25 protein-coding genes and 1 pseudogene are annotated in these 26656 nt (G+C 44.3%); 5 read left to right on the top strand and 21 right to left on the bottom strand.

The annotated features are described in order from the left end of the window. Positions 1-183: 183 nt before the first annotated feature. Positions 184-597: a DUF2283 domain-containing protein gene (locus tag NSQ36_RS03420; protein ID WP_339206774.1), complete on the top strand. Its 414-nt coding sequence runs from the start codon at positions 184-186 to the stop codon at positions 595-597. Here NSQ36_RS03420 and NSQ36_RS03415 read toward each other — a convergent pair. Then, positions 578-808, bottom strand: a complete 231-nt coding sequence (locus tag NSQ36_RS03415) for a hypothetical protein (protein ID WP_003214314.1) — start codon at positions 806-808, stop codon at positions 578-580. The two genes, NSQ36_RS03420 and NSQ36_RS03415, sit on opposite strands and share 20 nt — an antisense overlap. Positions 809-947: 139 nt before the next feature. Between NSQ36_RS03415 and NSQ36_RS03410 the strand changes: the two genes are divergently transcribed. Both NSQ36_RS03410 and NSQ36_RS03405 read left to right on the top strand, forming a co-directional pair. Continuing rightward, positions 948-2531: an FMN-binding glutamate synthase family protein gene (locus tag NSQ36_RS03410; protein ID WP_050945723.1), complete on the top strand. Its 1584-nt coding sequence runs from the start codon at positions 948-950 to the stop codon at positions 2529-2531. A 102-nt stretch (positions 2532-2633) separates the two neighbouring features. Further along, positions 2634-2912: pseudogene (locus NSQ36_RS03405) on the top strand (DUF3916 domain-containing protein). A 276-nt stretch (positions 2913-3188) separates the two neighbouring features. Here NSQ36_RS03405 and NSQ36_RS03400 read toward each other — a convergent pair. From NSQ36_RS03400 to NSQ36_RS03390, 3 genes are all read right to left on the bottom strand, one after another. Continuing rightward, on the bottom strand, positions 3189-3593 hold the full coding sequence (locus tag NSQ36_RS03400; RefSeq protein WP_309217375.1) for a VOC family protein: 405 nt from the start codon (positions 3591-3593) through the stop codon (positions 3189-3191). 159 nt (positions 3594-3752) lie between these two features. Next, the gene (locus tag NSQ36_RS03395) at positions 3753-4067 is read right to left on the bottom strand and encodes a YerC/YecD family TrpR-related protein (RefSeq protein ID WP_003214053.1); all 315 of its coding nucleotides are present in this window, start codon (positions 4065-4067) and stop codon (positions 3753-3755) included. 549 nt (positions 4068-4616) lie between these two features. Continuing rightward, the gene (locus NSQ36_RS03390; protein WP_003214450.1) at positions 4617-6359 is read right to left on the bottom strand and encodes an adenine deaminase C-terminal domain-containing protein; all 1743 of its coding nucleotides are present in this window, start codon (positions 6357-6359) and stop codon (positions 4617-4619) included. Between the two features lie 124 nt (positions 6360-6483). Here NSQ36_RS03390 and NSQ36_RS03385 point away from each other — a divergent pair, with 124 nt between their 5' ends. Then, the gene (locus NSQ36_RS03385) at positions 6484-6705 is read left to right on the top strand and encodes a DUF2892 domain-containing protein (RefSeq protein WP_034320223.1); all 222 of its coding nucleotides are present in this window, start codon (positions 6484-6486) and stop codon (positions 6703-6705) included. Between the two features lie 32 nt (positions 6706-6737). On the opposite strand, the gene NSQ36_RS03380 is transcribed toward NSQ36_RS03385, so the two are convergent. Genes NSQ36_RS03380 through NSQ36_RS03365 form a run of 4 tightly spaced genes read right to left on the bottom strand, consistent with a single transcriptional unit; the run spans position 6738 to position 10722 of the window. Beyond that, on the bottom strand, positions 6738-8003 hold the full coding sequence (locus tag NSQ36_RS03380) for a peptidase (RefSeq protein ID WP_113386802.1): 1266 nt from the start codon (positions 8001-8003) through the stop codon (positions 6738-6740). A gap of 14 nt (positions 8004-8017) precedes the next feature. After that, positions 8018-8683 (bottom strand): 3-oxoacid CoA-transferase subunit B, encoded by a 666-nt coding sequence (locus tag NSQ36_RS03375; RefSeq protein WP_050945720.1) that lies wholly within the window; start codon positions 8681-8683, stop codon positions 8018-8020. Next, positions 8659-9345 (bottom strand): CoA transferase subunit A, encoded by a 687-nt coding sequence (locus NSQ36_RS03370; protein WP_050945719.1) that lies wholly within the window; start codon positions 9343-9345, stop codon positions 8659-8661. The genes NSQ36_RS03375 and NSQ36_RS03370 overlap by 25 nt, the downstream gene beginning before the upstream one ends. 12 nt (positions 9346-9357) lie before the next feature. Then, positions 9358-10722, bottom strand: coding sequence for an aspartate aminotransferase family protein (locus NSQ36_RS03365; RefSeq protein ID WP_113386801.1), 1365 nt, complete (start codon positions 10720-10722; stop codon positions 9358-9360). 190 nt (positions 10723-10912) lie between these two features. Here NSQ36_RS03365 and NSQ36_RS03360 point away from each other — a divergent pair, with 190 nt between their 5' ends. Next, entirely contained in the window at positions 10913-12571 is a 1659-nt protein-coding gene (locus NSQ36_RS03360; RefSeq protein ID WP_339206771.1) for a PucR family transcriptional regulator ligand-binding domain-containing protein, read from the top strand. Here NSQ36_RS03360 and ablB read toward each other — a convergent pair. From ablB to purE, 13 genes are all read right to left on the bottom strand, one after another. After that, on the bottom strand, positions 12566-13411 hold the full coding sequence (ablB, locus tag NSQ36_RS03355; protein ID WP_339206769.1) for a putative beta-lysine N-acetyltransferase: 846 nt from the start codon (positions 13409-13411) through the stop codon (positions 12566-12568). The two genes, NSQ36_RS03360 and ablB, sit on opposite strands and share 6 nt — an antisense overlap. Before the next feature lie 330 nt (positions 13412-13741). Further along, entirely contained in the window at positions 13742-15016 is a 1275-nt protein-coding gene (gene purD / locus NSQ36_RS03350) for a phosphoribosylamine--glycine ligase (protein WP_251191439.1), read from the bottom strand. Positions 15017-15028: 12 nt separating this feature from the next. After that, positions 15029-16567 carry a bifunctional phosphoribosylaminoimidazolecarboxamide formyltransferase/IMP cyclohydrolase gene (purH, locus tag NSQ36_RS03345; RefSeq protein WP_251191438.1) on the bottom strand — a complete coding sequence of 513 codons (1539 nt, stop codon included), beginning with the start codon at positions 16565-16567 and terminating at the stop codon, positions 15029-15031. Between the two features lie 15 nt (positions 16568-16582). Then, complete coding sequence (gene purN, locus NSQ36_RS03340; protein WP_044141522.1) at positions 16583-17152, bottom strand: phosphoribosylglycinamide formyltransferase; 570 nt, start codon at positions 17150-17152, stop codon at positions 16583-16585. Beyond that, positions 17149-18189, bottom strand: a complete 1041-nt coding sequence (gene purM / locus NSQ36_RS03335; protein WP_251191437.1) for a phosphoribosylformylglycinamidine cyclo-ligase — start codon at positions 18187-18189, stop codon at positions 17149-17151. Before purM ends, purN begins: the two co-directional genes overlap by 4 nt. Before the next feature lie 95 nt (positions 18190-18284). Further along, a complete protein-coding gene (purF, locus tag NSQ36_RS03330; RefSeq protein ID WP_003213939.1) occupies positions 18285-19715 on the bottom strand; it encodes an amidophosphoribosyltransferase in 1431 nt (476 codons plus the stop codon). Beyond that, on the bottom strand, positions 19691-21922 hold the full coding sequence (gene purL, locus NSQ36_RS03325; RefSeq protein WP_050945711.1) for a phosphoribosylformylglycinamidine synthase subunit PurL: 2232 nt from the start codon (positions 21920-21922) through the stop codon (positions 19691-19693). Before purL ends, purF begins: the two co-directional genes overlap by 25 nt. Then, positions 21906-22589 carry a phosphoribosylformylglycinamidine synthase subunit PurQ gene (gene purQ / locus NSQ36_RS03320; RefSeq protein WP_044141518.1) on the bottom strand — a complete coding sequence of 228 codons (684 nt, stop codon included), beginning with the start codon at positions 22587-22589 and terminating at the stop codon, positions 21906-21908. Before purQ ends, purL begins: the two co-directional genes overlap by 17 nt. Next, on the bottom strand, positions 22586-22840 hold the full coding sequence (gene purS / locus NSQ36_RS03315) for a phosphoribosylformylglycinamidine synthase subunit PurS (RefSeq protein ID WP_003214349.1): 255 nt from the start codon (positions 22838-22840) through the stop codon (positions 22586-22588). The genes purQ and purS overlap by 4 nt, the downstream gene beginning before the upstream one ends. Next, entirely contained in the window at positions 22833-23555 is a 723-nt protein-coding gene (gene purC, locus NSQ36_RS03310; RefSeq protein ID WP_050945710.1) for a phosphoribosylaminoimidazolesuccinocarboxamide synthase, read from the bottom strand. Before purC ends, purS begins: the two co-directional genes overlap by 8 nt. A 72-nt stretch (positions 23556-23627) precedes the next feature. Continuing rightward, positions 23628-24923, bottom strand: a complete 1296-nt coding sequence (purB, locus tag NSQ36_RS03305; RefSeq protein ID WP_003213884.1) for an adenylosuccinate lyase — start codon at positions 24921-24923, stop codon at positions 23628-23630. Then, the gene (purK, locus tag NSQ36_RS03300; RefSeq protein WP_251191435.1) at positions 24920-26062 is read right to left on the bottom strand and encodes a 5-(carboxyamino)imidazole ribonucleotide synthase; all 1143 of its coding nucleotides are present in this window, start codon (positions 26060-26062) and stop codon (positions 24920-24922) included. Before purK ends, purB begins: the two co-directional genes overlap by 4 nt. Beyond that, entirely contained in the window at positions 26055-26543 is a 489-nt protein-coding gene (purE, locus tag NSQ36_RS03295; protein ID WP_050945777.1) for a 5-(carboxyamino)imidazole ribonucleotide mutase, read from the bottom strand. The genes purK and purE overlap by 8 nt, the downstream gene beginning before the upstream one ends. Positions 26544-26656 lie beyond the last annotated feature (113 nt).

The raw sequence follows: 26656 nt of genomic DNA, 5'->3' as shown, positions 1-26656 counted from the left end.
ATTTCATTCTTTTGAAAATGGGGTTCGTGACTTTCGGTTAGAATGCTGAAAACATCTAGGAGCTGAGAGGGATGATCTTTGACCGTTCACTGATAGAAGAGCTTTGTATCACCACATGTTATTATACAATAAAGGCACATTTTACTATTGATCAAAAAACCATACATAAAGCAGGTGACCCACATGAAAAGAACCATCACATATGATCAAACGATCAACATCGGATACATCTATCTCCTGCCTGTAGGAATCGGGACAATCAAAGAAACCATTGAATTAAATGTGAATGAATGTATGAACGCAGATATCGACAAAGAGGGACGAGTAGCTGGTCTGGAGTTATTTGCAGAAGAAGCCGAAGTTTTGAAGCATGCACTCGTGTATGAGGACGAGCTTTCTTTACGTTTTACAGATCAGGACGTTCTCTCAACCTATCATTTATCAGGCATTGAATTTCATTTCTCGACGCCTGATCACAAAGGGCTAATCGGTTTTACGTTTGTCGATCCTCATCGATATAACGTCAAAAGAAAGACAAGAAAAAACCGTTTTGAATGGTCAAAACGGTTTTTCCAAGCTATTGTCTCACTTCATTGAAATAATGGACGGATGTCATGGCCCCTTCATCGACCATCTTGTTGTCTTGAATATCTAATGGATCAGGGTGTCCAGCTTTTTCAGGAATCTTTTCATCTGAGCGGAACATGCTTGCCCATTTTTTGAGATGCTGTTTATTTTTCACTGCTAATAACACTGCACCACCAACCCCTAATCCTGCAAGTACATACGCATTCGGACGCTTATTCATGTATGTTCCCTCCCCTTATGATCTTATTTGTAAGTTACCCCGCCTTTTTATTTCTAAACGTCACAATATGTTGAAGTGGTTTCTCTTTCAATGAAAAGTGGAATAACAACAACAATGATAGAGAAAAGAGGGGATCTTCGTGACAACAACTTTCATTGTCATTGTTGGCGCACTATTAGTGATTTGTTTCATCATACCAATCATTTTATTCATCTGGATTTGGATGAGAGATGAAAAACAGGAAGAGCATTCTGTCCTGCGAAATTATCCGGTCATTGGAAAGCTGCGGTTTATTTTTGAAAAAATAGGACCTGAGCTTCGTCAATATCTGTTTCTGAATGATCGCGAGGAGCTTCCTTTCTCAAGAAGAGAATACGAGCAAGCTGTCATGTCTGGAAAGTACAAAAGCCGGACGATGGGCTTTGGATCAAAACGTGATTTTGACAAGCCTGGTTACTACATTCGCAATGTTCTATTTCCAAAGCAGCGAGATGAGTTACGCATCGATCAATCTGAAAAAATCCAAACAAAAGTGTATCAGATTGATCAAGACAATTTACTACGAAGAAGTGAACATACCAAAGAGGTCGAAGCAAAACCTTACTATCTCCATCAAGACGATGTACAAGTGATTGGCGAGCACACATGTCAAAAGCCATTCCGTGTAAAAGGCCTGATTGGGCAGTCTGCCATGAGCTACGGCTCTTTAGGCGACAGGGCCATTACAGCACTATCCTCGGGATTAAAAATGGCTGGCGGTACGTGGATGAACACAGGTGAAGGCGGGCTTTCTCCCTATCATCTCAAAGGCGGAGCCGATATCATATGCCAGATTGGGCCCGGTCTATTCGGCGTGAGAACAGAAGATGGCGCTTTTTCCTTTGAAGAATTTAAGAAAAAAAGCGAGCATGAGGAAGTCAAAGCCTTTGAGCTGAAGCTAGCACAAGGAGCTAAAACACGCGGCGGTCATATTGACGGCGAAAAGGTCACCGAAGAAATTGCGAACATCCGTAAATTGCCGCCCCATCAATCCATTGACAGCCCAAACCGATTTGAGATGTTCCACTCCATTCCGGATATGTTTGATTTCATTGAACAGCTGCGAAGTATAGGCGGAAAGCCTGTCGGCATCAAGCTTGTGGTCGGACATAAAGAAAACATTGAAGAGCTTGCAACGTACATGAAAAAAAGCGGAAAGCACCCTGATTTCATTACAGTGGATGGCGGAGAAGGCGGCACTGGCGCATCTTTTCATGAATTGGCAGATTCCGCAGGGCTGCCGATTTTCACGGCACTCCCAATGGTTCATCAAATATTGAAGGAATACGGTGTCAGAGATCAGGTCAAACTCTTTGCTTCTGGCAAACTTCTCTCACCAGATAAAATTGCAATTGCCCTTTCCATGGGTGCTGACTTTGTCAATATCGCACGGGGACTCATGTTTTCAGTCGGATGCATTCGCGCCCAAGTGTGCCACACGAATAAATGCCCAGTCGGGGTCGCCACAACTGATCCAAAACTGCAAAAGGGTTTATCAATTGAAGAAAAGAAATACCGAGTCTGCAATTATATCCTTTCTCTAAGAGAAGGCTTGTTTAACTTATCCGCAGCCGCTGGTATTGAATCTCCCATTCATTTTAATGAGAAACATATTGTCTATAGACAAGAAAATGGTCAGACAAGTGAAGTGCCTATTTTTACAGGGACACAGCCATCCGTCTAGTTTGAGAAAGGTGCGTTTTTGCACCTTTTTTTCAATTGCCATTTTGGCTCAATCGCGTATAAAGAACTTAGGGCAAATAACCAGGAAGTGGAGAGATGGAGGATGCGTGAGAAAAAGGTTCGCGGGATGAAACGGAAGACGAATGAGATGGTTACAAGAATTGAGGAAAGTACACGAGAGTTCCCGGCAGATATTGAACAAGGGTATTGGCATCTTCCTCTACCATTTGCTTATGATTTTATTTGTACAAACAAAACACCTTAAAAAATCAAGCGATTGTCCATCCAGACACTGATAAATAGAGCTGAACATCTCATTGATTTGAAGCCAATTGATGGAGAAGTATATCGTGTCGTGGTTGTAGTAGATGCCATTGAATGATGGGGATCACAAATCATTGTGTTTAAAGGAGATTCCTATGTTAAAGACTTTTTCAATAGACATGATGATGATCAGAGTTGACTGCCTCTTTCCGATGCGAGAAACATTCAAAGGGAATGGCAGTAACACAAATTTAAAAATAACCGTTGTCCTTTTCGGCAATAGTCAATTTTTTGTATCTGTACTCATGTATCTCAAAATAAAAAAAAGTAGCCGCAGCCACTCTTAATTTTACTTATTCAACAATCGCGCCCTATTCTGGAAGAGACTTTCATGTTAACCTGCCATTTCTTGCGAGAACCTAAGTAAATATCCATCAGGATCTTGAACAAGAAATTCCTTTTGTATAAACGTAGTATCATTACTTTTATATTTGCTAACAGTTGGCTCTCTGAATAGTGGAATGTTTTGCTTTCTTAAACGGTCAATGACAGGCTGTACGTCTTCAATGTCTATTTGAAAATTGATTCCCCGTCCAAATGGGTATTTTAACTCCCCAGTGTCCCAATGGCCATTGATTTCTTCTAACATCATTTGTGTTTCCTCTTCCAACGAAACAAATATAAATTTATCGTCTTCACGCTCATATTCCAATTTAAAACCAAGCAATTCTATATAGAACCATTTAGACTTTTCGATGTCTATTACAGATAACTCTGGTATCAAAGCATTGAATCTCATTTTTTCTTCTCCACAACCTTCTGATAAAGTTATTCGGTTAAATGACCCGTTTGTTGCTTCTTTCAAGCCAGTCCTTGCTTGTCTTTTCAGCGCTCTTCATAAAAAAACTGTAAACAACGCCATTCTTGTTGAATAGGATTGTTTACAGTGAAGTCTGCTTTATTTTGTTTCGTCATTTGCCTGCTGTTCTGCTACGCGGTCAAGTGCCATTGTGTAGGCATCATTTCCGTAGTTCAAGCAGCGTTTGACACGTGAGATGGTTGCAGTGCTCGCACCTGTTTCCGTCTCAATTTTATGATACGTGTTCCCCTCGCGAAGCATACGTGCTACTTCAAGACGCTGTGATAAAGATTGGATTTCATTGATGGTACACAAATCATCAAAGAATCGATAGCATTCTTCCAGGTCTTTAAGGGATAAGATGGAGTTGAATAACTGATCTAAGCTTTTGCCCCTTAATTTATCAATTTGCATCTTTATACATCTTCTCCTTTACTATTGGCACCGCTTCGCACGACATTCTGCGGAGAAAGCGGTATCTTTCCTGACTATTTTTTTTCAACCTCAGCAATGAGCTTTGAACGAATCATGACAGGTTTGGTTATACGCTGGAAATGCCGTCAGTTCTTTCGTAAGCCGAAGCTTCTTTATCGTATACAAAATCGACAAGTTCTGTCATTTTCCTTGTTCGACAATCTGACAAACTTGTTTGCTTCCGATATCAAGAACACTTCTGCTTGATTAGGTCTGCCCTAAAAATACAGGTTGTGCGGAAAGCTCGGCGAGACCACAAACATGCGCCCCGCCTCGCTCAATTATTCAAAATATGTTGGTCGGTCAGCGTAACCGACAGATTCATTTTTCAATCAGGCCATTTCACTCGTCATGTCAAAGCCCTCTGCTTCAACAACTCCACATAAGTATTTTCACTTACATGGCAGTGAAGAGATCCATTGCTCACGTCTGCCCTATAACAGTTGTCAGAAATGTGGCAAAGATGATACAGCTCCACTCTGTTATATTTTAACGCATTATAGACGGAAAGAGTACAGTTTTTTTCATGACATCAAATATTCCTCTTGGTGTCACTCGAATATACGGCAAATGGGTACTTTGGAAAAAGACAAGTGTATCAATTGGGCAATCAAATGGATAGCCTCGCTCAATGAGCAGCTCACGCAAGGTTTGTATTTGCTGAAGAACTGTCTCAAACGGTTCAGCAGAGGCACAGCCTGATAATTGCAGCGGGATTTCGTGCAAAATTTTCCCGTTCTCTGTGAGGACGATCCCCCCGCCGATTTCTTTCATTCGCTTATGTGCCAGCATCATATCTTCTTTATTTTTCCCGATCACTAAAATGTCACCCGTGAGCGAAAATGAGCTGACAAACCCTTGCACTTTGTTTGCAAAGCCTTTGAGCATCGTATTCACACGCCACTCGCCTTTTCGGTCAATCAGGCTAAAGAAACTTTGATCATGATCACATGACAGCTGGTTCACAGAGTTATCAATCTCCACTGTATAAGGCTCCATGATGACAGCATTTCTCATTTTGACACCTAGCGGCATGGAAAATTGCAAATCACTCGTCGTCAGATCATAGCCTAAATCTAATGGAACAAGCCCGCCATTTTCCCATTTAGTTTCTTGAAATTGATGCTGGTTCTCTCCATCTAATTTGAGGATAACCCCTTTAGATATCACCGTTTCCGGATTTGGATTCATTGGATCATCTAACACATTCAATGAAGCCAGACGTCCTGGACCGACAACACCTAATAGGTCATCAATTTGATAGTATTTCGCAATGTTAAAGGTCGCCATATTGTATGCATCGATGATAGGCACGCCTTCTTCAAGGGCAATTGAAATCAAACGATTAATCATACCCTCCTCATAAAAATGAGGCGCTGCTCCATCTGTTGTATAGAAGAAGTGATCATAGTGTCTAAAATCACGCTCGTGCAGCTCTCTTAAAATGTTCACTAAATCTGGGCGGATGGAAGAATGACGAAGTGAGACATGGTAGCCAAGGGACAAGCGTTTGAGCACATCGTCTGCATTCATCGCTTCATGATCGCTGTCCGCGCCAAACAGCTTCATTTTTGTTAGCGTTTTCTCAGAAGCTCCGGGGAAATGCCCTTCAATTCGTTTCCGCTGCTTCTTCGTTTCTTGCATGCAATATAAAATGAGATCATCACCGTCCATCAATCTTGGCCAGCTTGTTAATTCGCCGCCTTGAAGGACATCAGGATGATCAATCCATTCCTTCCGGTAGTTGATAGGAAGCATCTCATCTTCATATCTGACTTCAGTTTGAAGATCATATCTAGACCACCAGAAATACTGAAATGGCTGCTGTTTTAATTCACACAGAGTGGAAAGCGCTTTCTTTTCATTGCTCTGCAAAAGAAGAAATAAGTTATCACTGACCATCGTTGTTGTGCCAAATTGAGACACATATTCTGCAAGTGATTGGGGATTATAAATATGGAACGGGTGCGCGTGAGGCTCTATATACCCAGGCACAATGTATTTCCCTTCACAATCAATCACACGTTTAGCTGATTTATTTTGAGGAAGCTCTGCTCCGACATAAACAATTCGATCATCATGTATCCAAATATTTGCCTTCACCCATTGTTTTAAAAACGGGTTTAGCACGAGTCCATTCGTTAAAAGGAGTGTTGGAACTATTTTTGAGTCGACTACATCGATTTGTGTGCGGATGTCATTGTTTCTCCAATTAAAAGTACGTTCGGACATTCACATACTCTCCTTCATTTGTATTAGCCCTATCGTAACATAACGAACCACGTTACGCATTAATGAAACGTTACAATTTCTTGAAATCACACTTAAAATATTTAAAAAAGGAGATTTACCTTCAATGAAACCTAATCTCGGCTTAATGGAAGCGCTCATTCGAATTGCCTGTGGAATGACAATATGTACTGTAGCTGGTTCTTTATATGCTAGAAAACCATGGAGTAAAATGCTTCTTTTCAGCATCATGTTCGGCGGAATGAAACTGGCATCTGGCATTCTTCGTTTTTGTCCAGTGACGTATATGTGTGAGCAGCAAGACACACATAAAGAGAAGGCTGAGTGAGACAGCCTTCTTTTTTTGTGATCGTTTTCATATCACTCCGCTGCTTCACACCATTCCACCATCGTACCTGCGATAATTTCCGCTGCTTCAATCACATGCTCAATGTCGATGGATTCATTCGGGAAATGGGCAAGCTCCGTTGTTCCAGGTCCGAAGACGATGATCGGGATACCTGCCGCCTGTGACAGTAATCCGCCGTCTGTTCCCCAAGGAGCGGCTTCGATCTTTGGCGGCTCCTTCTTGACCGCTTCATATTGTTCCTTCAATAGGCCTAAAAGTAGATGATCCGTATCAATTGAGCCTGGAAGCCATCTTGCCCCAAACCATTCGACCTCAACAGGATGCTCTTTGAACCATTCATCCTTTTCCCCAAGTCCCATCATCCAATTTTCTAGTTCCTTCTCTGCCTGCTCAACCGTCTCACCTGGCATCACACCAAGTCTTCCCTCCATTGTGACCAGATCTGCTACAGAGGACGGCCAATCACCGCCTTGAATTTTCCCTATGTTGATGGGGATTGGAATCGGGATATGCTGAAATAACGGCTCGGTGATGCGCTGATTTCGTTCTTCTTCAAGTGCTGCTATATGTGAAAGAACGATCATACTTTTTTCAATAGCGGAAACGCCGTGATATCTTGTTCCGCCATGAGCTGCCCTTCCTTTAATATGCAGTCTGAACCACTTAGATCCCTGCTGAATCGGAAAGATTTTCATATGACTTGGTTCTGGAATGATGGCCGCATCTGCTGTATACCCTCTCAGTATGGCTGCAAGGGTGCCTGCACCGCCGCTCTCTTCTTCGACGACACTATGAAACACGACATCTCCTTTCAGCGGAATCTGTAGTGCATGCAGTGCCTCTAGTGCAAAGAGTAAAGAAACGTTTCCGCCTTTCATATCTGTTGCCCCGCGTCCATAAAGTCTCCCGTTTATGATATGCCCGCTGTAGGGCGGATATGTCCATTGTTTCGTATCTCCTGCTGGCACAACATCGACGTGCCCATTTAATAAAATGGATTTGCCGCCCCCTTTTCCCTTCAATCGTCCGGCGACATTGGGACTTCCTTTAAAGGAACGTCTCGGGGAATAGAAATACGGGTGTTCTAGCAAGTCTTCTCCGCCAATGTCCCATACATCTACATCAAAACCAATGGCAGACAGCTTATTTGCTACGATTTGCTGCACACCTTGTTCATTCCCTTGGGTGCTCTCACATTGCACCATTTGCTGAAGAAGCGCAATCGCTTCATCTTGGTGCTCTCTCATCCAGCTTCTGATACGTGTGATTGGCTGCAAGTCATTCATCCTTTCTACACAACAGATTTGACATCAGGCGCTAAAATTAAAGGTGCCTCTGTCGCCCTTATGACATCTTCCGGCTGATACGGCGGCATGACTTCACGTAAAATGAGCAGCTGCGATTTGACCTCAATGACTGCCATATCCGTTATAATCAGATCCACACAAGACTTAGCAGTTAAGGGCAGTGTGCAGGCAGATTTCACCTTTGATTCACCGTGTTTATCGAGGTGGCTCATCACCACCACAACCTTTTTCGCCTTTTGCGCAAGCTCAATCGCTCCGCCCATCCCGGGTACTCGTTTGCCTGGCACAATCCAATTCGCAAGATCACCCTGACTGCTTACTTCAAGTGCACCTAAAATGGTCATATCCAGCATGCCTTTTCGAATGATGCCAAAAGCAGTCGTGCTGTCCATGTATGAGCCGCCTTTTGTTAACGTAATAGGAAAACCACCGGCATTGCACAAGTTCGAATCTTCTTCTCCTTGTGCTGGTGAGGCGCCTGCCCCCATAATGCCGTTTTCTGCATGAAGCCATACGTTGTAATGCGCTGGAATGTAATCAGCCGCAAGGGTTGGGATGCCGATCCCAAGATTGACGATCATGCCATCTTCAATTTCCTGCGCCGCCCGTTTGGCTATGCGGTGTCTTATATCGTTGTCTCCCATGCCCATGTCCAGTTCACTCCTTTTGATTGCACGATCTGGTTCACAAATACGCCTGGTGTCACGATTTCTTCTGGATGAAGACTACCTACAGGCACAATCTCTTCCACTTCCGCAATGGTCCAGTCTCCTGCCATCGCCACAATCGGGTTTGTATTCCGTGCACTTTTATCAAATATCAGATTTCCTGCTTCATCTGCTTTGAAGGCATTCACAATGGCAATATCCGCTGTCAGCGCAGGTTCAAGGATATATGTCTTTCCGTTTAGTGGCACGAGCTGCTTCTCATCAAGATTGAGGCTATCCATGCCGACATCTGTTACAATGCCTGCCAAGCCCATCCCGCCTGCTCGTATTTTTTCTGCTAGAATGCCCTGCGGGTAAAAATGAACATCTAGTGTACCTGATTGCATTTTCTGTCCGGCTATTGGATTTGAGCCAATATGAGAAGCAATGATCTTCTTGACTCTTCCTTCTGTGATCAGCCGGCCAACACCTATTTGCGGGAAGCCTGCATCGTTTCCGATCAATGTCAGATCTTTGATATTGGCTTCTAGGATGGCATCGATCAATGATGGCGGCGACCCTACGCCGCCAAATCCGCCAAACATGATGGTCATGCCGTCCCTAAAATGCGTGATCACTTCATCTACATTCACTGTTTTGTTCATCATCTTTCCTCCCTACATCGCAGATGGGAAAAACCCTCGGTTGATGACTTCTTGTTCGACCTGCGTGATTGTCTGCTCAAATAATTGAATGAGTTCATCCATCTCCTGCTGCGTGATAGAAAGCGGCGGAGCGATCATGACCGCTGCACCTCCCACTCCATCCTCTCCAGCGCTTGCTGGGTAAACGAGCAAGCCATTTTGCTTCGCTGTCTCAACGACTAAATGCGTCATTTGAGCATGGGCAGGAAATGGTGTTTTCGATAAACGGTCTGCGACAAACTCAATGCCGATGAGCAGTCCCTTTCCTCTCACATCTCCTATGATGAAATGGTTTGTTTGCACATCCTTTAAAGCATTCATTAAATAGCGGCCAGACAGATCCGCTCGTTCAGGAAGCTGATGTTTTTTCATATATCGAATGACAGCCAGTGAGACGGCTGCTGAAAGCGGGTTGCCGCTATAGGTGTGACCTGCCATCACAGAGCCGGAACCGCTCAGAATTGGTGCGATGACATGATCCGCTGAGACGGCTGCCGCAATCGGTGAATAGCCAGCACTCATCCCTTTGCCGAGAACCATAATATCTGGTACGACGCCCCAATGCTCCATCGCAAACATTTTCCCAGTTCGTCCAAAGCCTGTCATGACTTCGTCTGCAATCATTAAAATATCGTTTTCCTCACAGACACGCTTCATTGCTTCAAAATATCCATCTGGCGGTACAAGTGCCGCTCCCGATGCTCCAACAATCGGCTCTGCAATAAAAGCGGCAATCCTCTCTTTTCCTATACGCTGAATGACGGTTTTAAATTCCTGAACATACCATTCAACCTGCTTGCCCTCTTCCTTCGGCAGCCATGAACGATAGCTATATGGCGGAGACAGCACTGGGTTCTTTTCGAGCAATGGTTCAAAGCGCTCTCTCCTTGCAATATGTCCTGACATCGACAGTGCACCGAGGGTGATGCCGTGATAACTCATCCATCGTGAGATAATGTGATTCTTCTCAGCCTTTCCTTGCTCCTGCCAATGCTGAATTGCAATTTTCATAGCCGTTTCCGTTGCCTCTGATCCGCTTCCGACAAAAAAAGACCAGTTCAGGTTACCTGGACAAAGCGTACTCAATTCATAGGCAAGTTCTTCTGCTGGTTCATTTGTGAATTGTGATCTGTACGTAAAGCTCACTTTTTCCGCTTGCTCGGTCATGGCATCAACGATTTCACGTATGCCATGTCCAATACTTGCCGTGACAGCCCCCGATGAGCCGTCTATATATTTTTTTCCGTCCCGATCATATAAATAAATTCCCTCTCCTTTCACAGCCACAGGATAATGCTGATTCAACATCGGTTTGATTAAGTAATCCCGGGTCTCCACTTTGCCATTCCTCCCTCTCTCGTCAGCAGCTGCCTCTTTCTTTTTCATGAATCGCAAGAAAATTTTGTATACTTGTTATAAGATTAGCTTAATCAAGAGGGCAGTCATCCTCCATTCGCCACATGCCCGAATTTCAGACGCATTTTTTATACATCGTGTATAAGAGTGTTCAAAAGGAGGTCATGAGTCTATGGCGATTCTCGTCAAAGATGCACTTTCGCTCGATATCATGAAGGGAACAAAGCTGCTCGCTGGAGAAAATGGACTGGACCGACTCATTCAATGGGTGACCATCGTGGAAATCATCGAAGACACGTCGAGGCTTTCCGAAGGAGAATTGCTCGTCACAACCGGATTTGGACTCGCAGACAATCAAGAAAGACGCAACCGGCTTGAAGAATTGATTCAATCTAAAAGGCTATCAGCCATCGCTATTTATAAAGGTGTATACTTAAGCGACATTCCAGCATCACTCATTCAAGCGGCGAAAAATAGCGGCATTCCGCTCATCGAGATTCCCCCGCACATCAATTTCTCGGACATTACAAAAGCCGTCTTAGAACAAATCGTGAGCAGTCAGCTTCATCAGCTTAAATATTCTTCCGCGATTCATCAAAGACTGACCCAATTAAATGTAAGGAATAAAAATGTGACGCAAATTACAGAGGAACTGGCACATCTCACTGCAGCAAACATTGTCGTTCTCGATGTCTTTTTACATCAAACAGCGGCTCATCTCATAAAAGATGAAGTGACGTACTCTCCAGCTTTTGGCTTTCTGACAGATCATGAACCAATTGAAACCATGCCCCTTCTCAAGCAGGCAGAGGAGAAAGGGCGGCTCGTTTATGACACGTGCGGAGCATTTGTCCTCGCCGCATGTCCGGTGATTGCGATGGGTGATATTTTTGGATTTATTGTGTCTTTAAAGAAAAAGGATACGTGGCATCATCTCGACGCGATTGCGATCGAGCATGCCGGGGCCGTGTATGCGATTGAATGGCTGAAGCAAAAAGCCATTCAAGATACAGAAAACCAAATGCAGGGACATTTGTTAGATGATATTTTGCAGCAGCAATATACAGAAGAAAGCTACGTGGTCGAACAAGCAACAAAGCTGCAATATGATATGAGCGAGGAGCAGGTGGTGATCTACTTTCAATTCCAGCATCAGCACACACAGCTCGATCACCAAATGATGCAGCGTCTATCGCAATTACTCACCTCGATCTTTGAACGCAGACATATTCCTTTTTTACTAAAGACAAGGCTCGATTCCATTTTTGTCCTAACACCAGCAGGAAAAAAAGCGTTTCAAGAAGCGGAGTGGTATCGCGCAGCAGAGGAGTGCCGGAGCACTTGGTCGTATTTTTTCCCCGTCCATCCGATTGTCATTGGCATTGGGAAAGCCTATGACCAGATCAGTCTCTTTGCAAAAAGCGCAAAGGAAGCGCAGTATGCAGCAAGGCTTCTTCCGCTTTTAAAAACAGACGAAAGCATCATTCATTATCAAAAGCTCGGCTTATATGGGATGCTTCTTGAAATGAATGAAGCGGGTATGAATTTGCATGATTTTTACGTGGAGCTGTTAAGTCCTTTGCTTTATACGAAAAAACAAGGGGCTGACCTGATCCATACACTCGAAGTCTATTTGGCACACAATGAAAATATTCAAAAATCTGCGGGAGAATTGTTTATTCACAGACATACGTTAAGCTACCGGCTGAAACAAATTGAAACGAGAACAGGCTGCAGCCTCAAATCCACTGATGATCGGATGAAGCTGCAGCTCAGTATCATGGCGTACCGCCTATCTGGTCTGCTTGATCAGATGAGAACCATTTCATGATTCATTTGGCGTTTTGACCCATAGATTCATATCTTCAATTTTGTCAAAAATATAGCAGTTGTTTTGAAAGCGACCGGTATACGTATAACCGAGCTGATAAAACACTTGATTCATTCCATAGGACAAAGCACGGGCAAGAGAATAAAAGACATAGATATGCATCGACTGGAGTTCTTTTTCAAGGGCTAGAATCAAATGATGCATCAATCCTAGTTTTCTATATGAAGGAAGGGTCGCACAGTCTGTTAATTCTGCATGACCATACGGCGCATTGATCTCAGCGGATGCTGCACTCACAATGTGTCCGTCATGTTCAACAGCATAAAAAATTGTCCCTTCCTCCATTACCTTTTGAATATAATCTGACTCGTTCATTGGCGTAGGGTACGTTTCAAAGACGGTATCATAGAGCTTTGCCAGCTTGTGAATATCCTTTGGATCGGCTTTTCTCATCACATACTCATCCTGCCATGTGCCTTGGTCTTTTTTGATTTCTTTTGCTTGAATGGATGCGACGATCTCATCCTCCTCCAGCCAATACGAACTGTTCATTCGATCCTCAGTGAGAAAAAGCGACATGCCGTACGCATCACTTCCAAGAAAATAATGAGAAAACACCCCTTCAAGCCGAAAGCCTTTTTCTAAAAAAAGAGGTACATGCTCACGTCTTACTTTCACAATGACCTTAGAAGCCTTACAGTCCGCCGCTTCCTTTAGAACCGACTGAATCACATCCCGCACCCTGCCGCTATAATCATCTAAACGGATTCGCTCATTAAATGAATCAATACAGATCGAGGCAGAAAAACGCTCATTCGCAAGTTCCTTCAATTGCACCATACACTCATTCCTCTCTAATGAATTATTTAATAAAGAATGTCCAAATTAGAAATGACGAAATAGCGACGCCAGAAAAAATTGAAAGTATCATATAACTAATGGCTGAAGCCTTTTTCATTTTATTGTGCTTAATGGCAATCAACATGATGTTATTTATAGTTATGAGAAATAAAATAAGTATGACGATTGCAAAGATAATAAATGCTTTGATTTCCATGTTTCCTCCCGATATCTATTCGTGATCCCATACTACTTCTTCATTTTCAATCGGCATCCCTTCTCATGAACAAAAAACACCTTTCCATCTCATCAGATAGAAAGGTGTTTTGATTAAACGGTTTTCCCCGCAGCCTTAAGCGCACGGGCACCGATGTCACGGCGATAAAATAGACCTGGCTGAATGATTTCTTCAACCGCTTCATACACTCTTGATCTTGCCGCTTCAAATGTGTCGTCAAATGCCGTCACATTTGCTACACGGCCGCCATTTGTGACGAATTGGTCGTTTTCTTTTTTTGTTCCTGCGTGGAAGGTCACGACATCAGAGACCGTTGTTTGCAAAGTACCGATCGGTGTGCCTTTTGCATAGTCTTCTGGGTACCCTTCTGATGCAAGGACCACACTGACAGCCGCAGTATCTTTCCACTGCAAGTCTACATCTTTTCCATCAAGAATATCGAGGAATACTTGGACTAGATCTGATTCAAGACGTGGGAGAACCACCTGCGTTTCAGGGTCGCCAAAGCGTGCATTGAACTCAATGACCTTTGAGCCTTCTGGTGTCAGCATTAAGCCAGCATATAAAATGCCTGTAAACGGACGCTCCTCCTGCACCATGGCGCGAGCCGCTGGTTTGACGACATCTTCCACCGCTTTTTGGACGACTTCATCTGAAATTTGTGGAACTGGTGAATAAGCGCCCATCCCGCCGGTATTCGGTCCTTTGTCATCTTCAAATGCCCGTTTGTGATCTTGCGCGATCACCATTGGGTACACCTTTTCTCCATTGACAAAGGCCATCAATGAAAATTCCTCACCTGTTAAAAATTCCTCGATGACGACCGATGCACTTGCATCGCCAAACTTTTCATCCTCTAAAAAATCGTGCAGACAGTTGATCGCCTCTTCAAGTGTCATCGCAACTGTCACGCCTTTTCCTGCTGCGAGACCATCTGCTTTAATGACAATCGGCGCACCCTTTTCTTCCACATATGCCTTCGCTTCTTCAAACGATGTAAAAGTGGCATAAGCGGCGGTCGGGATCTCATAATTTTTCATTAAGTCTTTTGCAAATTCCTTTGAGCCTTCAATGACTGCGGCTTTTGCATTTGGTCCAAATACCTTTAGACCTGCCTCTTCAAATGCATCGACGACACCTGCAATTAAAGGAACCTCTGGACCGACAATCGTTAAGCCGATTTCATTGTCTTTTGCAAAACGAATTAATGCCTCATGATCACCTTCGTCGATCGGTACAAGCTTCGCAGCGTCTGCCATTCCATCATTGCCAGGTGCGACAAATACTTGGCTGACAAGTTCACTTTGGTTCACTTTCCATGCGATGGTATGCTCTCTTCCGCCTCTGCCGATAATTAATACGTTCACACTGTCATCCCCTTAATGTTTGAAATGTCTAACGCCAGTGAAGACCATGGCGATGCCGTATTCATCTGCTTTTTGGATTGATTCTTCATCACGAATGGAACCACCTGGCTGGATGATTGCTGTGACGCCTGCCTTTGCAGCAGCTTCCACTGTATCGCCCATCGGGAAGAATGCATCAGAGCCTAGTGCGCTTCCTTTCGCTTTTTCACCTGCTTGCTCAATCGCAATATTTGCTGAGCCCACGCGGTTCATCTGACCAGCGCCGATCCCTGCTGTCATTTGATCTTTTGCAAGGACAATCGCATTTGATTTCACATGCTTGACGACTTTCCAAGCAAGCTTTAAGTCTTTCCATTCGTCTTCTGTAGGTTCTCTTTTCGTTGGAATAGAGATCGTTGCTTCCTCTAAGCCATACGTATCAATATCCTGCACGAGCAGTCCGCCATGAACACTTGTCAGCTGCTTTTCTTTTTTCTCAAGATCTACTTCTACATCTAATGTTAATAGACGAAGGTTCTTTTTCGCTGTTAACACGTCAAGCGCTTCTTGGCTAAACGATGGAGCGATGACGATTTCTAAGAAAATCGTATGCAGTACCTCAGCCGTTTGCTTGTCTACTTCACGGTTCAGCGCCACAATGCCGCCAAAAATAGAGGTTTCATCTGCTTTGAAGGCACGATCAAACGCTTCTGCAATCGTTTCTCCTGTACCAACGCCGCATGGGTTCATATGTTTTACAGCCACAGCCGCTGGCTCCGTAAATTCACGTACGATTTGAAGAGCTGCATCTGCATCTTTAATATTGTTGTAGGAAAGCTCTTTTCCATGTAACTGTGTAGCTGTTGCCAAAGAGCCTTTGCTTGGAAGAGCATTTTCATAGAAAGTCGCCGCTTGGTGCGGGTTTTCTCCATAACGAAGGGATTGTTTTTTCTCAAACGTGACGGTGAACTGCTCTGGCTCTGTTTCGCCAACAAAGTTCGTTAAATAATCTGCAATGAGGGCATCGTAAGCAGCTGTATGACGGAATACCTTCGCCGCAAGCTCACGTTTTTTCTCAAGTGACACGCCGCCTTCTTTGATTTGCTGAACGACTGTATCATAGTCACGAGGATCGACAATCACTGTGACGTCTTGGTGGTTTTTCGATGCCGCACGAAGCATTCCCGGTCCGCCAATATCAATGTTTTCAATTGCTTCTTCATACGTTACATCGTCTTTTGAGATCGTCTCTTTGAAAGGATAGAGATTCACGACAACAAGATCAATCGGCTGAATGCCATGCTTTTCAATCTGTGCCATATGCTCATCATTTTCTCTCACTGCCAATAATCCACCATGAATGTTCGGGTGAAGCGTTTTGAGTCGTCCGTCCATGATTTCAGGGAATCCAGTGACTTCAGAAATCCCAATGACATCAATGCCATTTTCTTGAAGAAGCTTATGAGTACCTCCAGTTGAAATGACTTCAACACCAAGTTCTGTTAATTCTTTCACAAAAGGTACAAGATTTGTTTTATCAGAAACACTGATTAATGCGCGTTTGATCGTCATGCCTTCGTCACCTCATTAAGATAATTCTAAAAGTGATTTGATCACTTTTGGATATAGTGTGTGTTCTAGTTCATGCATTCTTTTTTCAATTGATTCAAGCTCTTCGCCTTGTTCAATATAGATCGCGGCTTGGTCAATAATCGGACCTGTATCCATCCCTTCATCAACAAAATGGACGGTGATGCCTGCCACTTTGACGCCTGCTTGATACGCCTGTCCGATGGCATCAAGACCAGGGAAAGCTGGCAGCAAGGATGGGTGGATATTCACGATTTTCCCTTTGTATGCTTCAAGTAATGTCGGACCGATCAGTCTCATGTACCCAGCAAGGAAAACCCATTCTACTTCATGAAGCCTCAGTTGTTCGATGATTGTTTGTTCAAAAGCGGCTTTATTCGGAAAAGCCTTCGGGGTAAAAGCAAAGGAGGGAATGCCCTCTTTCTCAGCACGCTCCAGCACCTTTGCACCCGGTTTATCACAAATCACAATGGCGGCCTCTGCCTGCCACTTTTCTTCTTTTAACGTATCTATAATGGCTTGAAAGTTCGTCCCACTTCCAGAGGCGAAGATCGCAAACTTCTTCATGAGAGGCTTCCACCGCCGAATGTGACACCTTCTCCTTTTTTAACACGTCCGATGAGAAATGCTTTCTCTCCATCTTGTTCAAGTCCGCTAATCACATCCACAAGATCGTCCTCTTTGACAGCTAGGACAAAGCCAATGCCCATATTAAACACGTTGAACATCTCTTCTGCCTTCAACTGACCCTTTTCTTGAATAAAGGAGAAAATGGGTGGTACTGGCCATGAGCCGTTATCTACCTCAACACCAAGACCTTCAGGCAGCATACGTGGTAAATTCTCAATAAAACCGCCGCCTGTCACATGTGCCATGCCGTCAACCTTGCCGGCTTTCACTTGTTTGAGTACGGGCTTCACATAAATTTTTGTCGGTTCAAGAAGCTCTTCTCCGAGCGGTCTTGTAAAAGGTTCATACGTTTGATGCAGGTCAAGACCAGCGTCTTCCAGCAAGACTTTACGAACGAGAGAGTATCCATTGCTATGAATTCCGCTTGAGCTGAGTCCAATAAGCAAATGCCCTTCCTTGATGCCCTCTCCCGTTACGATTTCGTCCTTTTCAACGACACCTACTGAAAAACCAGCAATATCATATTCCTCTTCTGTGTAAAGACCTGGCATTTCGGCTGTCTCACCGCCGACAAGCGCTGAACCAGACTGCTCACATCCGTCAGCCACACCTTTGACAATGGATTCAATTTTTACCGGATCTGCTTTTCCAACGGCTAAGTAATCTAAGAAAAAGAGCGGTTCTGCCCCTTGTGCAAGCACATCGTTGACACACATGGCCACGGCATCGACGCCGATCGTATCGTGTTTATCCATTAAAAAGGCAAGCTTTAATTTTGTTCCGACACCATCTGTTCCTGAAACAAGAACGGGCTTTTTGTATGGCAGCTCAGATAGATCAAACATACCGCCAAATCCACCTAGAGCGCCCATAACACCTGCTCGTTTTGTACGTTCTACGTGTGTTTTCATTCGTTTGACGGCTTCGTACCCTGCTTCGATGTCGACACCGGCGTTTTTATATGCTTCTGACATCCCATTCACTCCTTTTAGCTGCTGCTTTCCATGTATTTTCGGCAGAATGAAAGAGCAGCATATCAACTCATCTTGACTGCTGCTCCTTTATTCGATTATTTCGTCAAGACCGTTTCCTTCACATGCGGAAGAACCGTATCTTCATATATTTCAGTCGGGTATTTCCCAGTAAAGCATGCTAAACACTGACCGCGCTGCGGATCATCATACTTCCTGCCAATCCCGTCCATTAAACCGTCTACAGATAAAAATGCAATGGTGTCCGCACCGATTTCCTGTCTAATTTCTTCCACTGAATGAGAAGAAGCAATCAGCTCTTCGTGTGTGGATGTATCAATTCCATAAAAACATGGGTGTGCGATTGGCGGTGAACTAATGCGTACATGGACTTCCGTCGCACCCGCTTCCCTTAGCATCGTGACAATTCTGCGGCTCGTTGTCCCGCGTACGATGGAATCATCCACCATCACAACACGCTTTCCTTCGACTACACCGCGCACAGCAGACAGCTTCATCCGTACGCCCTGCTCACGCAATGCTTGAGACGGCTGGATAAACGTCCGGCCAACATAACGGTTTTTAATCAAACCGAGCTCATACGGAATACCTGTTGCTTCGGCATATCCAATCGCTGCAGAAATACTGGAATCTGGTACACCTGTCACAACATCTGCTTCGACATGCGCTTCCTCAGCAAGCTTTTTGCCAAGACTCTTTCTCGCACTATGCACATTGATACCGTTGATATTGCTGTCAGGTCTTGAGAAATAAATGTATTCCATGCTGCACATGCTGCGGTTAATATTCATCGAGAAGCGCTCAGATTTTAAGCCTTCATCATTAATGATCAGCATTTCGCCAGGCTCCACATCACGTAAATACGTGGCACCGACGACATCAAATGCACATGTTTCAGAAGCGACAACATAAGCATCCCCAAGCATACCAAGTGAAAGCGGGCGTAAGCCGTTTGGATCAAGCGCCACGATCATTTCTGTTTCCGTCATGATTAAGAAAGCATAGGCTCCCTTAAGCATGGACAGCGCATTTTTGATCTGTTCCTTCAATTCCATATGCCCGCTGCGCTTAATTAAATGTGCCAGCACTTCGGTATCAGAAGAGGTCTGGAAAATGCTCCCTTGGTTCTCTAGCTGCTGCTTTAACTGCGTTGCATTCACTAAGTTTCCATTATGAGCAAGGGCAAGACTGCCATTGTTTTGCGAACGGAAGAAGAGGGGCTGCACATTTTCAAAGCCGCCTCCGCCTGCTGTCGCATATCGAACGTGTCCGATCGCACCTTTTCCTTTCAAATCCTTTAGCTCACCGTTTTGAAAGACTTCCGTAATCAGTCCAAGGCCTTTGTGTGATGTGAGGTTCTCACCATCTGTTGCAATGATTCCCGCACCTTCTTGTCCTCGGTGCTGAAGGCTATGCAATCCGTAATATGTGATTTGCGGGGCTTCTTCGTGTCCCCAAACCCCAAAGACACCACACTCTTCATTTAAGCCTCTGATTTCAGCAAGCATGGGATCGCTCCTTTCCATGCACGTTCAAGCTCGTTGACCGCTGCATGAATCCATTGTTGTCCTTCTTGATTTTTGACAGTAAACACACCATCATTTGTAACCGTTCCGACTTCTTTCGCATCTTTGACAGCCGCAGCAAACGCTTCGCGGTGCTCCAGTTTAACTGTGACGACAAAACGTGACTGTGTTTCACTGAATAATGAAGCTTCGCTGTTTAAATCGATTTGGATATCTGCACCAAGCCCGTCAGTTCCAAATGTACTTTCAGCGAGTGCTACACCAAGTCCGCCTTCAGACACATCGTGTGCTGATTGAACGAGACCATTTTGAATCGCGGCTAGCAGGGCTTCTTGACGCGAAAGCTCTACGTTCAAATCAATTTCCGGTGCTTTTCCGTAAATACGACCTTCTGTCATCTTTTGAAGCTCACTGCCTGCAAATTCTTCCTTCGTCTCACCAATGACGAAAATGACATCGCCAGCCTGCTGGAACGATTGAGTCGTAATATGAGCAGTATCTTCGACCAAACCAACCATCCCAATGACTGGTGTTGGGTAAATCGCTGTTCCATTTGATTCGTTATATAAAGAGACGTTCCCACCGATAACTGGTGTGCTTAGCGTGCGGCATGCTTCGCTAATCCCGTCAGCAGATTTTTCAATTTGCCAGAAAATTTCTGGTTTCTCCGGGTTACCGAAGTTCAGGTTATCTGTCACTGCAAGTGGACGAGCGCCTGAGCAGACAATGTTACGTGCTGCTTCTGCGACGGCGATTTTCCCGCCGACCTCTGGATCAAGGTAGAGATAGCGTGCGTTACAATCTGTTGTCATCGCTAGGGCTTTTTTCGTTCCGCGGATTCTTAGTACACCTGCATCAGAGCCAGGTGCAACGACGGTATTTGTCCGAACCATGTAGTCATACTGATCATAGACCCATTCTTTACTTGCAATCGTTGGCTGCTGAAGGAGCTGCTTTAATGTCTCTGCTGCATCTGTGATCGCTGGAGCTTCCACTTTCGTTTCTAAAAACTCACGATAGTATGCAGGCTCACTTGACGGCTTGTGATAAACCGGTGCTTCTTCTGCAAGAGCGTCAACAGGAAGCTCACATACCACTTCACCTTGATGGAGTAAACGAAGCATTTTATCGTCTGTCACATGACCGACTGATACTGCTTCAAGATCGTATTTTTCGAAAATATCAATGATTTCTTGCTCACGGCCTTTTTCAATGACCAGAAGCATTCTCTCTTGTGATTCAGACAGCATCATTTCGTATGCGGACATGCCTGTTTCACGCTGCGGAATGAGGTCTAAATTCATCTCAATACCAGAACCTGCTTTACTTGCCATTTCCGCACTTGAGCTTGTTAAGCCAGCCGCTCCCATATCTTGAATCCCAACGAGCGCATCGTTTTTGATGACTTCAAGGCATGCTTCAAGCAGCAGTTTTTCCATGAATGGATCACCGACTTGAACCGCTGAACGTTTTTCTTCTGATTCATCAGAAAATTCTTCAGACGCAAATGTTGCACCGTGAATACCGTCACGTCCCGTTTTAGCACCAACGTACATCACCGTGTTGCCAACACCTTTTGCCTGCCCTTTTTTGATGTCTTCATGGTTGATTAATCCAACACACATCGCATTCACGAGCGGATTGCCTTCATAGCTTTGATCAAAATGAACTTCTCCGCCGACTGTAGGAATTCCGATACAGTTTCCATAGCCTGCGATCCCTGCCACTACTTCTTCAAACAAGTACTTCACGCGCGGTGAAGTCAGTTCACCAAAACGAAGAGAGTTTAGTACAGCAATTGGACGCGCACCCATGGAGAATACATCACGGATAATTCCGCCGACACCAGTAGCTGCTCCTTGATACGGTTCAATCGCAGATGGATGGTTATGTGATTCGATTTTAAATACAACCGCTTGGTTGTCTCCAATATCAACGATTCCAGCGCCTTCCCCAGGACCTTGAAGAACATGCTCTCCTTTTGTCGGGAATTTGCTTAAGACAGGCTTTGAGTTTTTATAACTGCAATGCTCTGACCACATGACAGAAAAAATGCCTATTTCTGTGTAGTTTGGCAGCCTGCCAATAATGGATTCGATTAAAGCGAATTCTTCATCACTCAATCCCATTTGCTGATACAATTTCTCTTCTTTAATTTGCTTGTGACTTGGTTCAAGCAGTAGTGACATGAGTGTCCCTCCAATTTTTCACGATAGATTGAAACAATTTAAGTCCGTCTGCGCTGCCTAGTAATGTATCCACCGCGCGCTCAGGGTGCGGCATCATGCCGAGTACATTGCCCTCTTCATTCGTTATACCTGCAATTCGATTGACACTGCCGTTAATATCGTCTCCGTAAGTGAAAGCGATTTGGTTATTTTCAATCAGCTTCGCTAAAGTGTCTTCATCACAGTAGAAGTTGCCTTCACCGTGCGCTACAGGAACCGAAATGGATTCGCCTTTTTGATAGCCGCTTGTAAATTGCGTTTCGTTGTTCTCTACAATGAGTTCAACTGGACGACAGATAAATTTTAAGTCTTTATTTCGTCTCATCGCACCTGGAAGAATGCCAAGCTCCTGAAGGATTTGGAACCCATTACAAACACCAAGAACAGGTTTTCCTTCCGCAGCTGCTTTTTTCACCGCCGGCATGATGTTTGAAAAGCGAGCAATCGCACCGCATCTTAAGTAATCCCCATAAGAGAAACCGCCTGGTACGAGTACACCGTCAAATCGGTCTAGACTCGTTTCGTCGTGCCATACATATTCAACTTGTTCACCTAACTCATCTTGAATCGCATGGTACATATCGATATCACAGTTAGAGCCAGGCAAGACGATCACTGCAAACTTCACTGTGCGACAACCTCCTCCACCTCATAGCGGTAATCTTCAATCACCGTGTTGGCCAGTAATTTTTCACACATTTCTTTGACGACTGTATCTAAATCACGATCTGATTTTTCAATGACAAGCTCCATGTATTTCCCGATACGGACATCCTTTACTTCCTGATAAGACATGCTGTGCAAGGCGTGCTGCACGGCACTTCCTTGTGGATCAAGAACGCTCTCTTTTAAGCTGACAAAAATTTTCACTTTATACATGTTTATGGCCTCCAAGTCTTTTGAAAATTTCTTCGTATGCATTTGTTAAGCCGCCCAGGTTTCGTCTAAACACGTCTTTATCAAGCTTTTCGTTTGTATCTTTGTCCCAAAGCCTGCACGTATCAGGTGAAATCTCATCAGCTAGCAAAATACGATTCTCGTGATCTATTCCGAATTCAAGCTTGAAATCAATTAAATTCACATGGCATTCTGAGAAGATTTGCTTTAACTCTTCATTTACTTGTCTTGTGATCTGCTTCATTTCCTCGACCTGCTCTGGTGTCGCTGCATCTAAAATGCGAATATGATCTTCTGTAATGAGCGGATCGCCGAGTGCATCATCTTTGTAGTAAAACTCGATCAATGGTGTATCCAGTTTTGTTCCCTCTGGAATGCCAAGGCGCTTTGACATACTGCCTGCCACCACATTTCGTACAACGACTTCAAGCGGCACAATCTGCACCTTTTGAATGAGCTGCTTTGTTTCAGAAAGTCGTTTCACAAAGTGATTGTTGATCCCTTTCTCATGTAGCATTTGAAAGATTAAGCTTGAAATTTCGTTATTCAGTCTGCCCTTGCCTTCGATTTCAGCTTTCTTTTCGCCGTTAAATGCTGTCGCAGAGTCTTTATATTCGACATATAAAATTTGCTCGTCATCGGTCTGATAGATTTTTTTCGCTTTGCCTTCGTAGAGAAGTTCTTGTTTCACAGTCATTCAGGTTGGCCTCCTAATTTGAATGTTGGCAATTTTCAGGATTGGGCACCTGACAAGCAGGTGGCCCTTTTCTTACGCAAGACCTAGACGTTCGAAAATCATATCGACATTTTTCAAGTGATAGTTGTAATCGAAGCAGTCAGCGATTTGTTCAGGTGTTAAGCGTGATGTGATTTTTTCTTCCGCTTCTACTAATGAACGGAAATGCACTTGCTTTTCCCACGCTTCCATTGCCTTCGGCTGAACCGTATCATATGCCTCTTCACGTGCCATGCCTGTATCGATTAATGCAAGAAGAACGCGCTGTGAGTAAATCAAGCCAAGTGTGCGGTCCATGTTGCGTTTCATGTTCTCAGGGAAGACCGTCAAGTTTTTCACAATGTTTGAGAAACGGTTTAGCATATAGTTCAGTGCAATCGTTGCGTCTGGTAAAATGATGCGCTCAGCAGACGAATGAGAAATATCACGCTCATGCCAAAGTGGTACATTCTCATAAGCTGTCAGCATATATCCACGGATGACGCGGGCAATTCCCGTCATATTTTCAGAGCCGATTGGGTTGCGTTTATGCGGCATTGCTGATGATCCTTTTTGTCCTTTTGCAAAGAACTCTTCTACTTCACGTGTTTCACTCTTTTGAAGTCCACGAATTTCAACAGCAAATTTCTCAATGCTTGTTGCGACGAGTGCAAGAGTTGCCATGTAATCTGCATGACGATCACGCTGCAAGGTTTGGGTTGAGATTGGTGCAGCTTTGATACCAAGCTTCTCACATACATATTGCTCAACAAACGGGTCGATGTTCGCATATGTGCCAACAGCTCCAGAAATTTTACCGTATTCGATGCCAGCTTTTGCTTGTTTAAAACGTTCTAGGTTACGCTTCATTTCTTCGTACCAAAGACCAAGCTTCAGGCCAAATGTTGTCGGTTCAGCGTGTACACCGTGTGTACGGCCCATCATGACGGTATATTTGTGCTCTTTTGCTTTTTCTTTTAGGATGTCAACAAATCTCTCAATGTCCTTGAGCAAGATATCGTTCGCCTGCTTTAATAGATATGAAAGCGCCGTATCCACTACGTCTGTAGAGGTTAACCCGTAATGAACCCACTTTCTTTCTTCTCCTAGAGATTCAGATACAGCACGCGTAAAGGCAACCACGTCATGGCGCGTGTCTTGTTCAATCTCTAGAATACGATCAATATCAAAGCTTGCATTCTTGCGCATGGTCACAACGTCTTCTTTTGGAATAACGCCGAGCTCTGCCCAAGCTTCACAAGCGAGAATTTCTACTTCAAGCCATGCATTAAATTTGTTTTCCTCTGTCCAGATTGCTGACATTTCTGGTCGTGCGTAACGTTCGATCATTTCCCGTTTCCTCCATCTCTTTCAGTCCATATCTTTGTGATGTTTGTCATCCATTCATCATCAAGCTGTTTCATAAAAGTCATATGACCCATTTTGCGGCCGGTTTTTACTTCATGCTTTCCATATAGATAAAGCTTCGCTTCTTTGAGAAGCTCAGGATGCTCTTTTGGGATGTCTACTTCATCGCCTAATAAGTTCACCATCATGCCCTCTGATAAAAGGGCTGTACCGCCAAGCGGCAAACCGCATATCGCGCGAATATGCTGTTCAAACTGACTCGTCTCACATAAATCGAGCGTATAATGACCAGAATTATGCGGGCGAGGCGCCAGTTCATTGACGAGTAGCTCTCCTTCGTTTGTCAGGAACAGTTCTACAGCAAGTGTACCAACTAGCGCTAGCTTTTCAGCCAGTGTCGTTGCCAGCACTTTTGCCTTCTCCTGAATGCTTTCACCTACTCTTGCAGGCACAATGCTCTGGAACAAAATGTTGTGCTTATGAATGTTCTCAGCGACTGGAAATACCGCAATCTCCCCGTGAATAGAACGAGTGACGATCACCGAGAGCTCCATTTGAAATGGGACCCAGCTTTCTAAAATACATGCTCCATGTGTGAGCAATTCAGCTGCTTCGTGAAGCTGTCCCTTTTCCTTGATCACATACTGCCCTTTTCCGTCGTAGCCGCCTCTGCATGTTTTCAGCACGGCTGGCAAACCAAGTACGGTTACTGCGTCTTCCAGCTCTTTTTCATCATGAATGATGCGGTAAGGTGCGACTTCACAGCCTGCATCTACAATCCCTTTTTTCTCCGTTTCACGATTTTGAGTTAAAAGAAGAAGTTCACTTCCTTGCGGTAAATTGGCTTCTTCCTTCAATTGATTAAGTGCATCGTAATCAATATTTTCAAATTCATAGGTCACGACATCGCTGATTTCTGCGAGCTGTTTGATTCCATCCAGGTCACTATATGCAGCTGTGATTTCTGTATCAGCAACCTGTCCACAAGGAGATTGTGCGACCGGGTCTAAGACAGCTGCCCGGTACCCCATTTGCTTTGCGCTGACGGCCATATATCTGCCAAGCTGTCCTCCGCCGATAATACCGATGGTTGCGTTTGGAAAAATGGTCTGCTTAGCCAAGCTGATCACTGCTTTCTAGTACAGTCTGTTTTGTTTGCTCTCTTCTTTCTTCAAGGCGAGCAGCGATTGTTTCATCAAATGCTGAAATCATTTGTGCAGCTAGAAGGCCTGCATTTGTTGCACCGGCTTTGCCAATCGCCACTGTCGCAACTGGTACACCGCCTGGCATTTGAACGATGGATAATAAGGAATCCAGTCCATTCAGTGCTTTTGATTGTACGGGCACACCAATGACCGGCAGTGTCGTTTTCGCTGCGACCATCCCCGGTAAATGTGCTGCGCCTCCAGCACCGGCAATGATGACTTTTAGTCCTTTACCTCTTGCTTCTGTCGCATATTCAAACATCAAGTCAGGTGTCCGGTGTGCGGATACTACCTGTTTTTCATACGGAATGTCTAATTCCTCTAAGATATCGCACGCATTCTTCATTGTTTCCCAATCAGATGTACTTCCCATGATGACACCTACAAGCGGCTTCATTTTGTCCCCACCTTTAAGCTGATATTCGATTTTGTATCGTTTGACACGCTTCCCAAACCTAAGCAGCTTGTCAAACGCCGAACAAAAAGGCCCGATTTGCATTGCATTGTTAG

This window comes from Bacillus sp. FSL W8-1143 (genome assembly GCF_037965155.1).
Classification (GTDB): domain Bacteria; phylum Bacillota; class Bacilli; order Bacillales; family Bacillaceae; genus Bacillus; species Bacillus pumilus.
The sequence above is the reverse complement of the archived record's forward strand: the minus strand, read 5'-3'. Positions and strand labels throughout refer to the sequence as shown.

Bases quoted from the DNA above. Each gene is read 5' to 3' on its own strand.
- NSQ36_RS03385 (WP_034320223.1), top strand. From the start codon at position 6,484: ATGAAACCTAATCTCGGCTTAATGGAAGCGCTCATTCGAATTGCCTGT.
- NSQ36_RS03420 (WP_339206774.1), top strand. From the start codon at position 184: ATGAAAAGAACCATCACATATGATCAAACGATCAACATCGGATACATC.
- NSQ36_RS03400 (WP_309217375.1), bottom strand. From the start codon at position 3,593: ATGAGATTCAATGCTTTGATACCAGAGTTATCTGTAATAGACATCGAA.
- purC (WP_050945710.1), bottom strand. From the start codon at position 23,555: ATGACTGTGAAACAAGAACTTCTCTACGAAGGCAAAGCGAAAAAAATC.
- purF (WP_003213939.1), bottom strand. From the start codon at position 19,715: ATGCTTGCTGAAATCAGAGGCTTAAATGAAGAGTGTGGTGTCTTTGGG.
- purS (WP_003214349.1), bottom strand. From the start codon at position 22,840: ATGTATAAAGTGAAAATTTTTGTCAGCTTAAAAGAGAGCGTTCTTGAT.
- NSQ36_RS03375 (WP_050945720.1), bottom strand. From the start codon at position 8,683: ATGGGCATGGGAGACAACGATATAAGACACCGCATAGCCAAACGGGCG.
- NSQ36_RS03360 (WP_339206771.1), top strand. From the start codon at position 10,913: ATGGCGATTCTCGTCAAAGATGCACTTTCGCTCGATATCATGAAGGGA.
- purB (WP_003213884.1), bottom strand. From the start codon at position 24,923: ATGATCGAACGTTACGCACGACCAGAAATGTCAGCAATCTGGACAGAG.
- purL (WP_050945711.1), bottom strand. From the start codon at position 21,922: ATGTCACTACTGCTTGAACCAAGTCACAAGCAAATTAAAGAAGAGAAA.
- ablB (WP_339206769.1), bottom strand. From the start codon at position 13,411: ATGGTGCAATTGAAGGAACTTGCGAATGAGCGTTTTTCTGCCTCGATC.
- purH (WP_251191438.1), bottom strand. From the start codon at position 16,567: ATGACGATCAAACGCGCATTAATCAGTGTTTCTGATAAAACAAATCTT.
- purN (WP_044141522.1), bottom strand. From the start codon at position 17,152: ATGAAGAAGTTTGCGATCTTCGCCTCTGGAAGTGGGACGAACTTTCAA.
- purM (WP_251191437.1), bottom strand. From the start codon at position 18,189: ATGTCAGAAGCATATAAAAACGCCGGTGTCGACATCGAAGCAGGGTAC.
- NSQ36_RS03415 (WP_003214314.1), bottom strand. From the start codon at position 808: ATGAATAAGCGTCCGAATGCGTATGTACTTGCAGGATTAGGGGTTGGT.
- purE (WP_050945777.1), bottom strand. From the start codon at position 26,543: ATGAAGCCGCTTGTAGGTGTCATCATGGGAAGTACATCTGATTGGGAA.
- NSQ36_RS03395 (WP_003214053.1), bottom strand. From the start codon at position 4,067: ATGCAAATTGATAAATTAAGGGGCAAAAGCTTAGATCAGTTATTCAAC.
- NSQ36_RS03370 (WP_050945719.1), bottom strand. From the start codon at position 9,345: ATGAACAAAACAGTGAATGTAGATGAAGTGATCACGCATTTTAGGGAC.
- NSQ36_RS03390 (WP_003214450.1), bottom strand. From the start codon at position 6,359: ATGTCCGAACGTACTTTTAATTGGAGAAACAATGACATCCGCACACAA.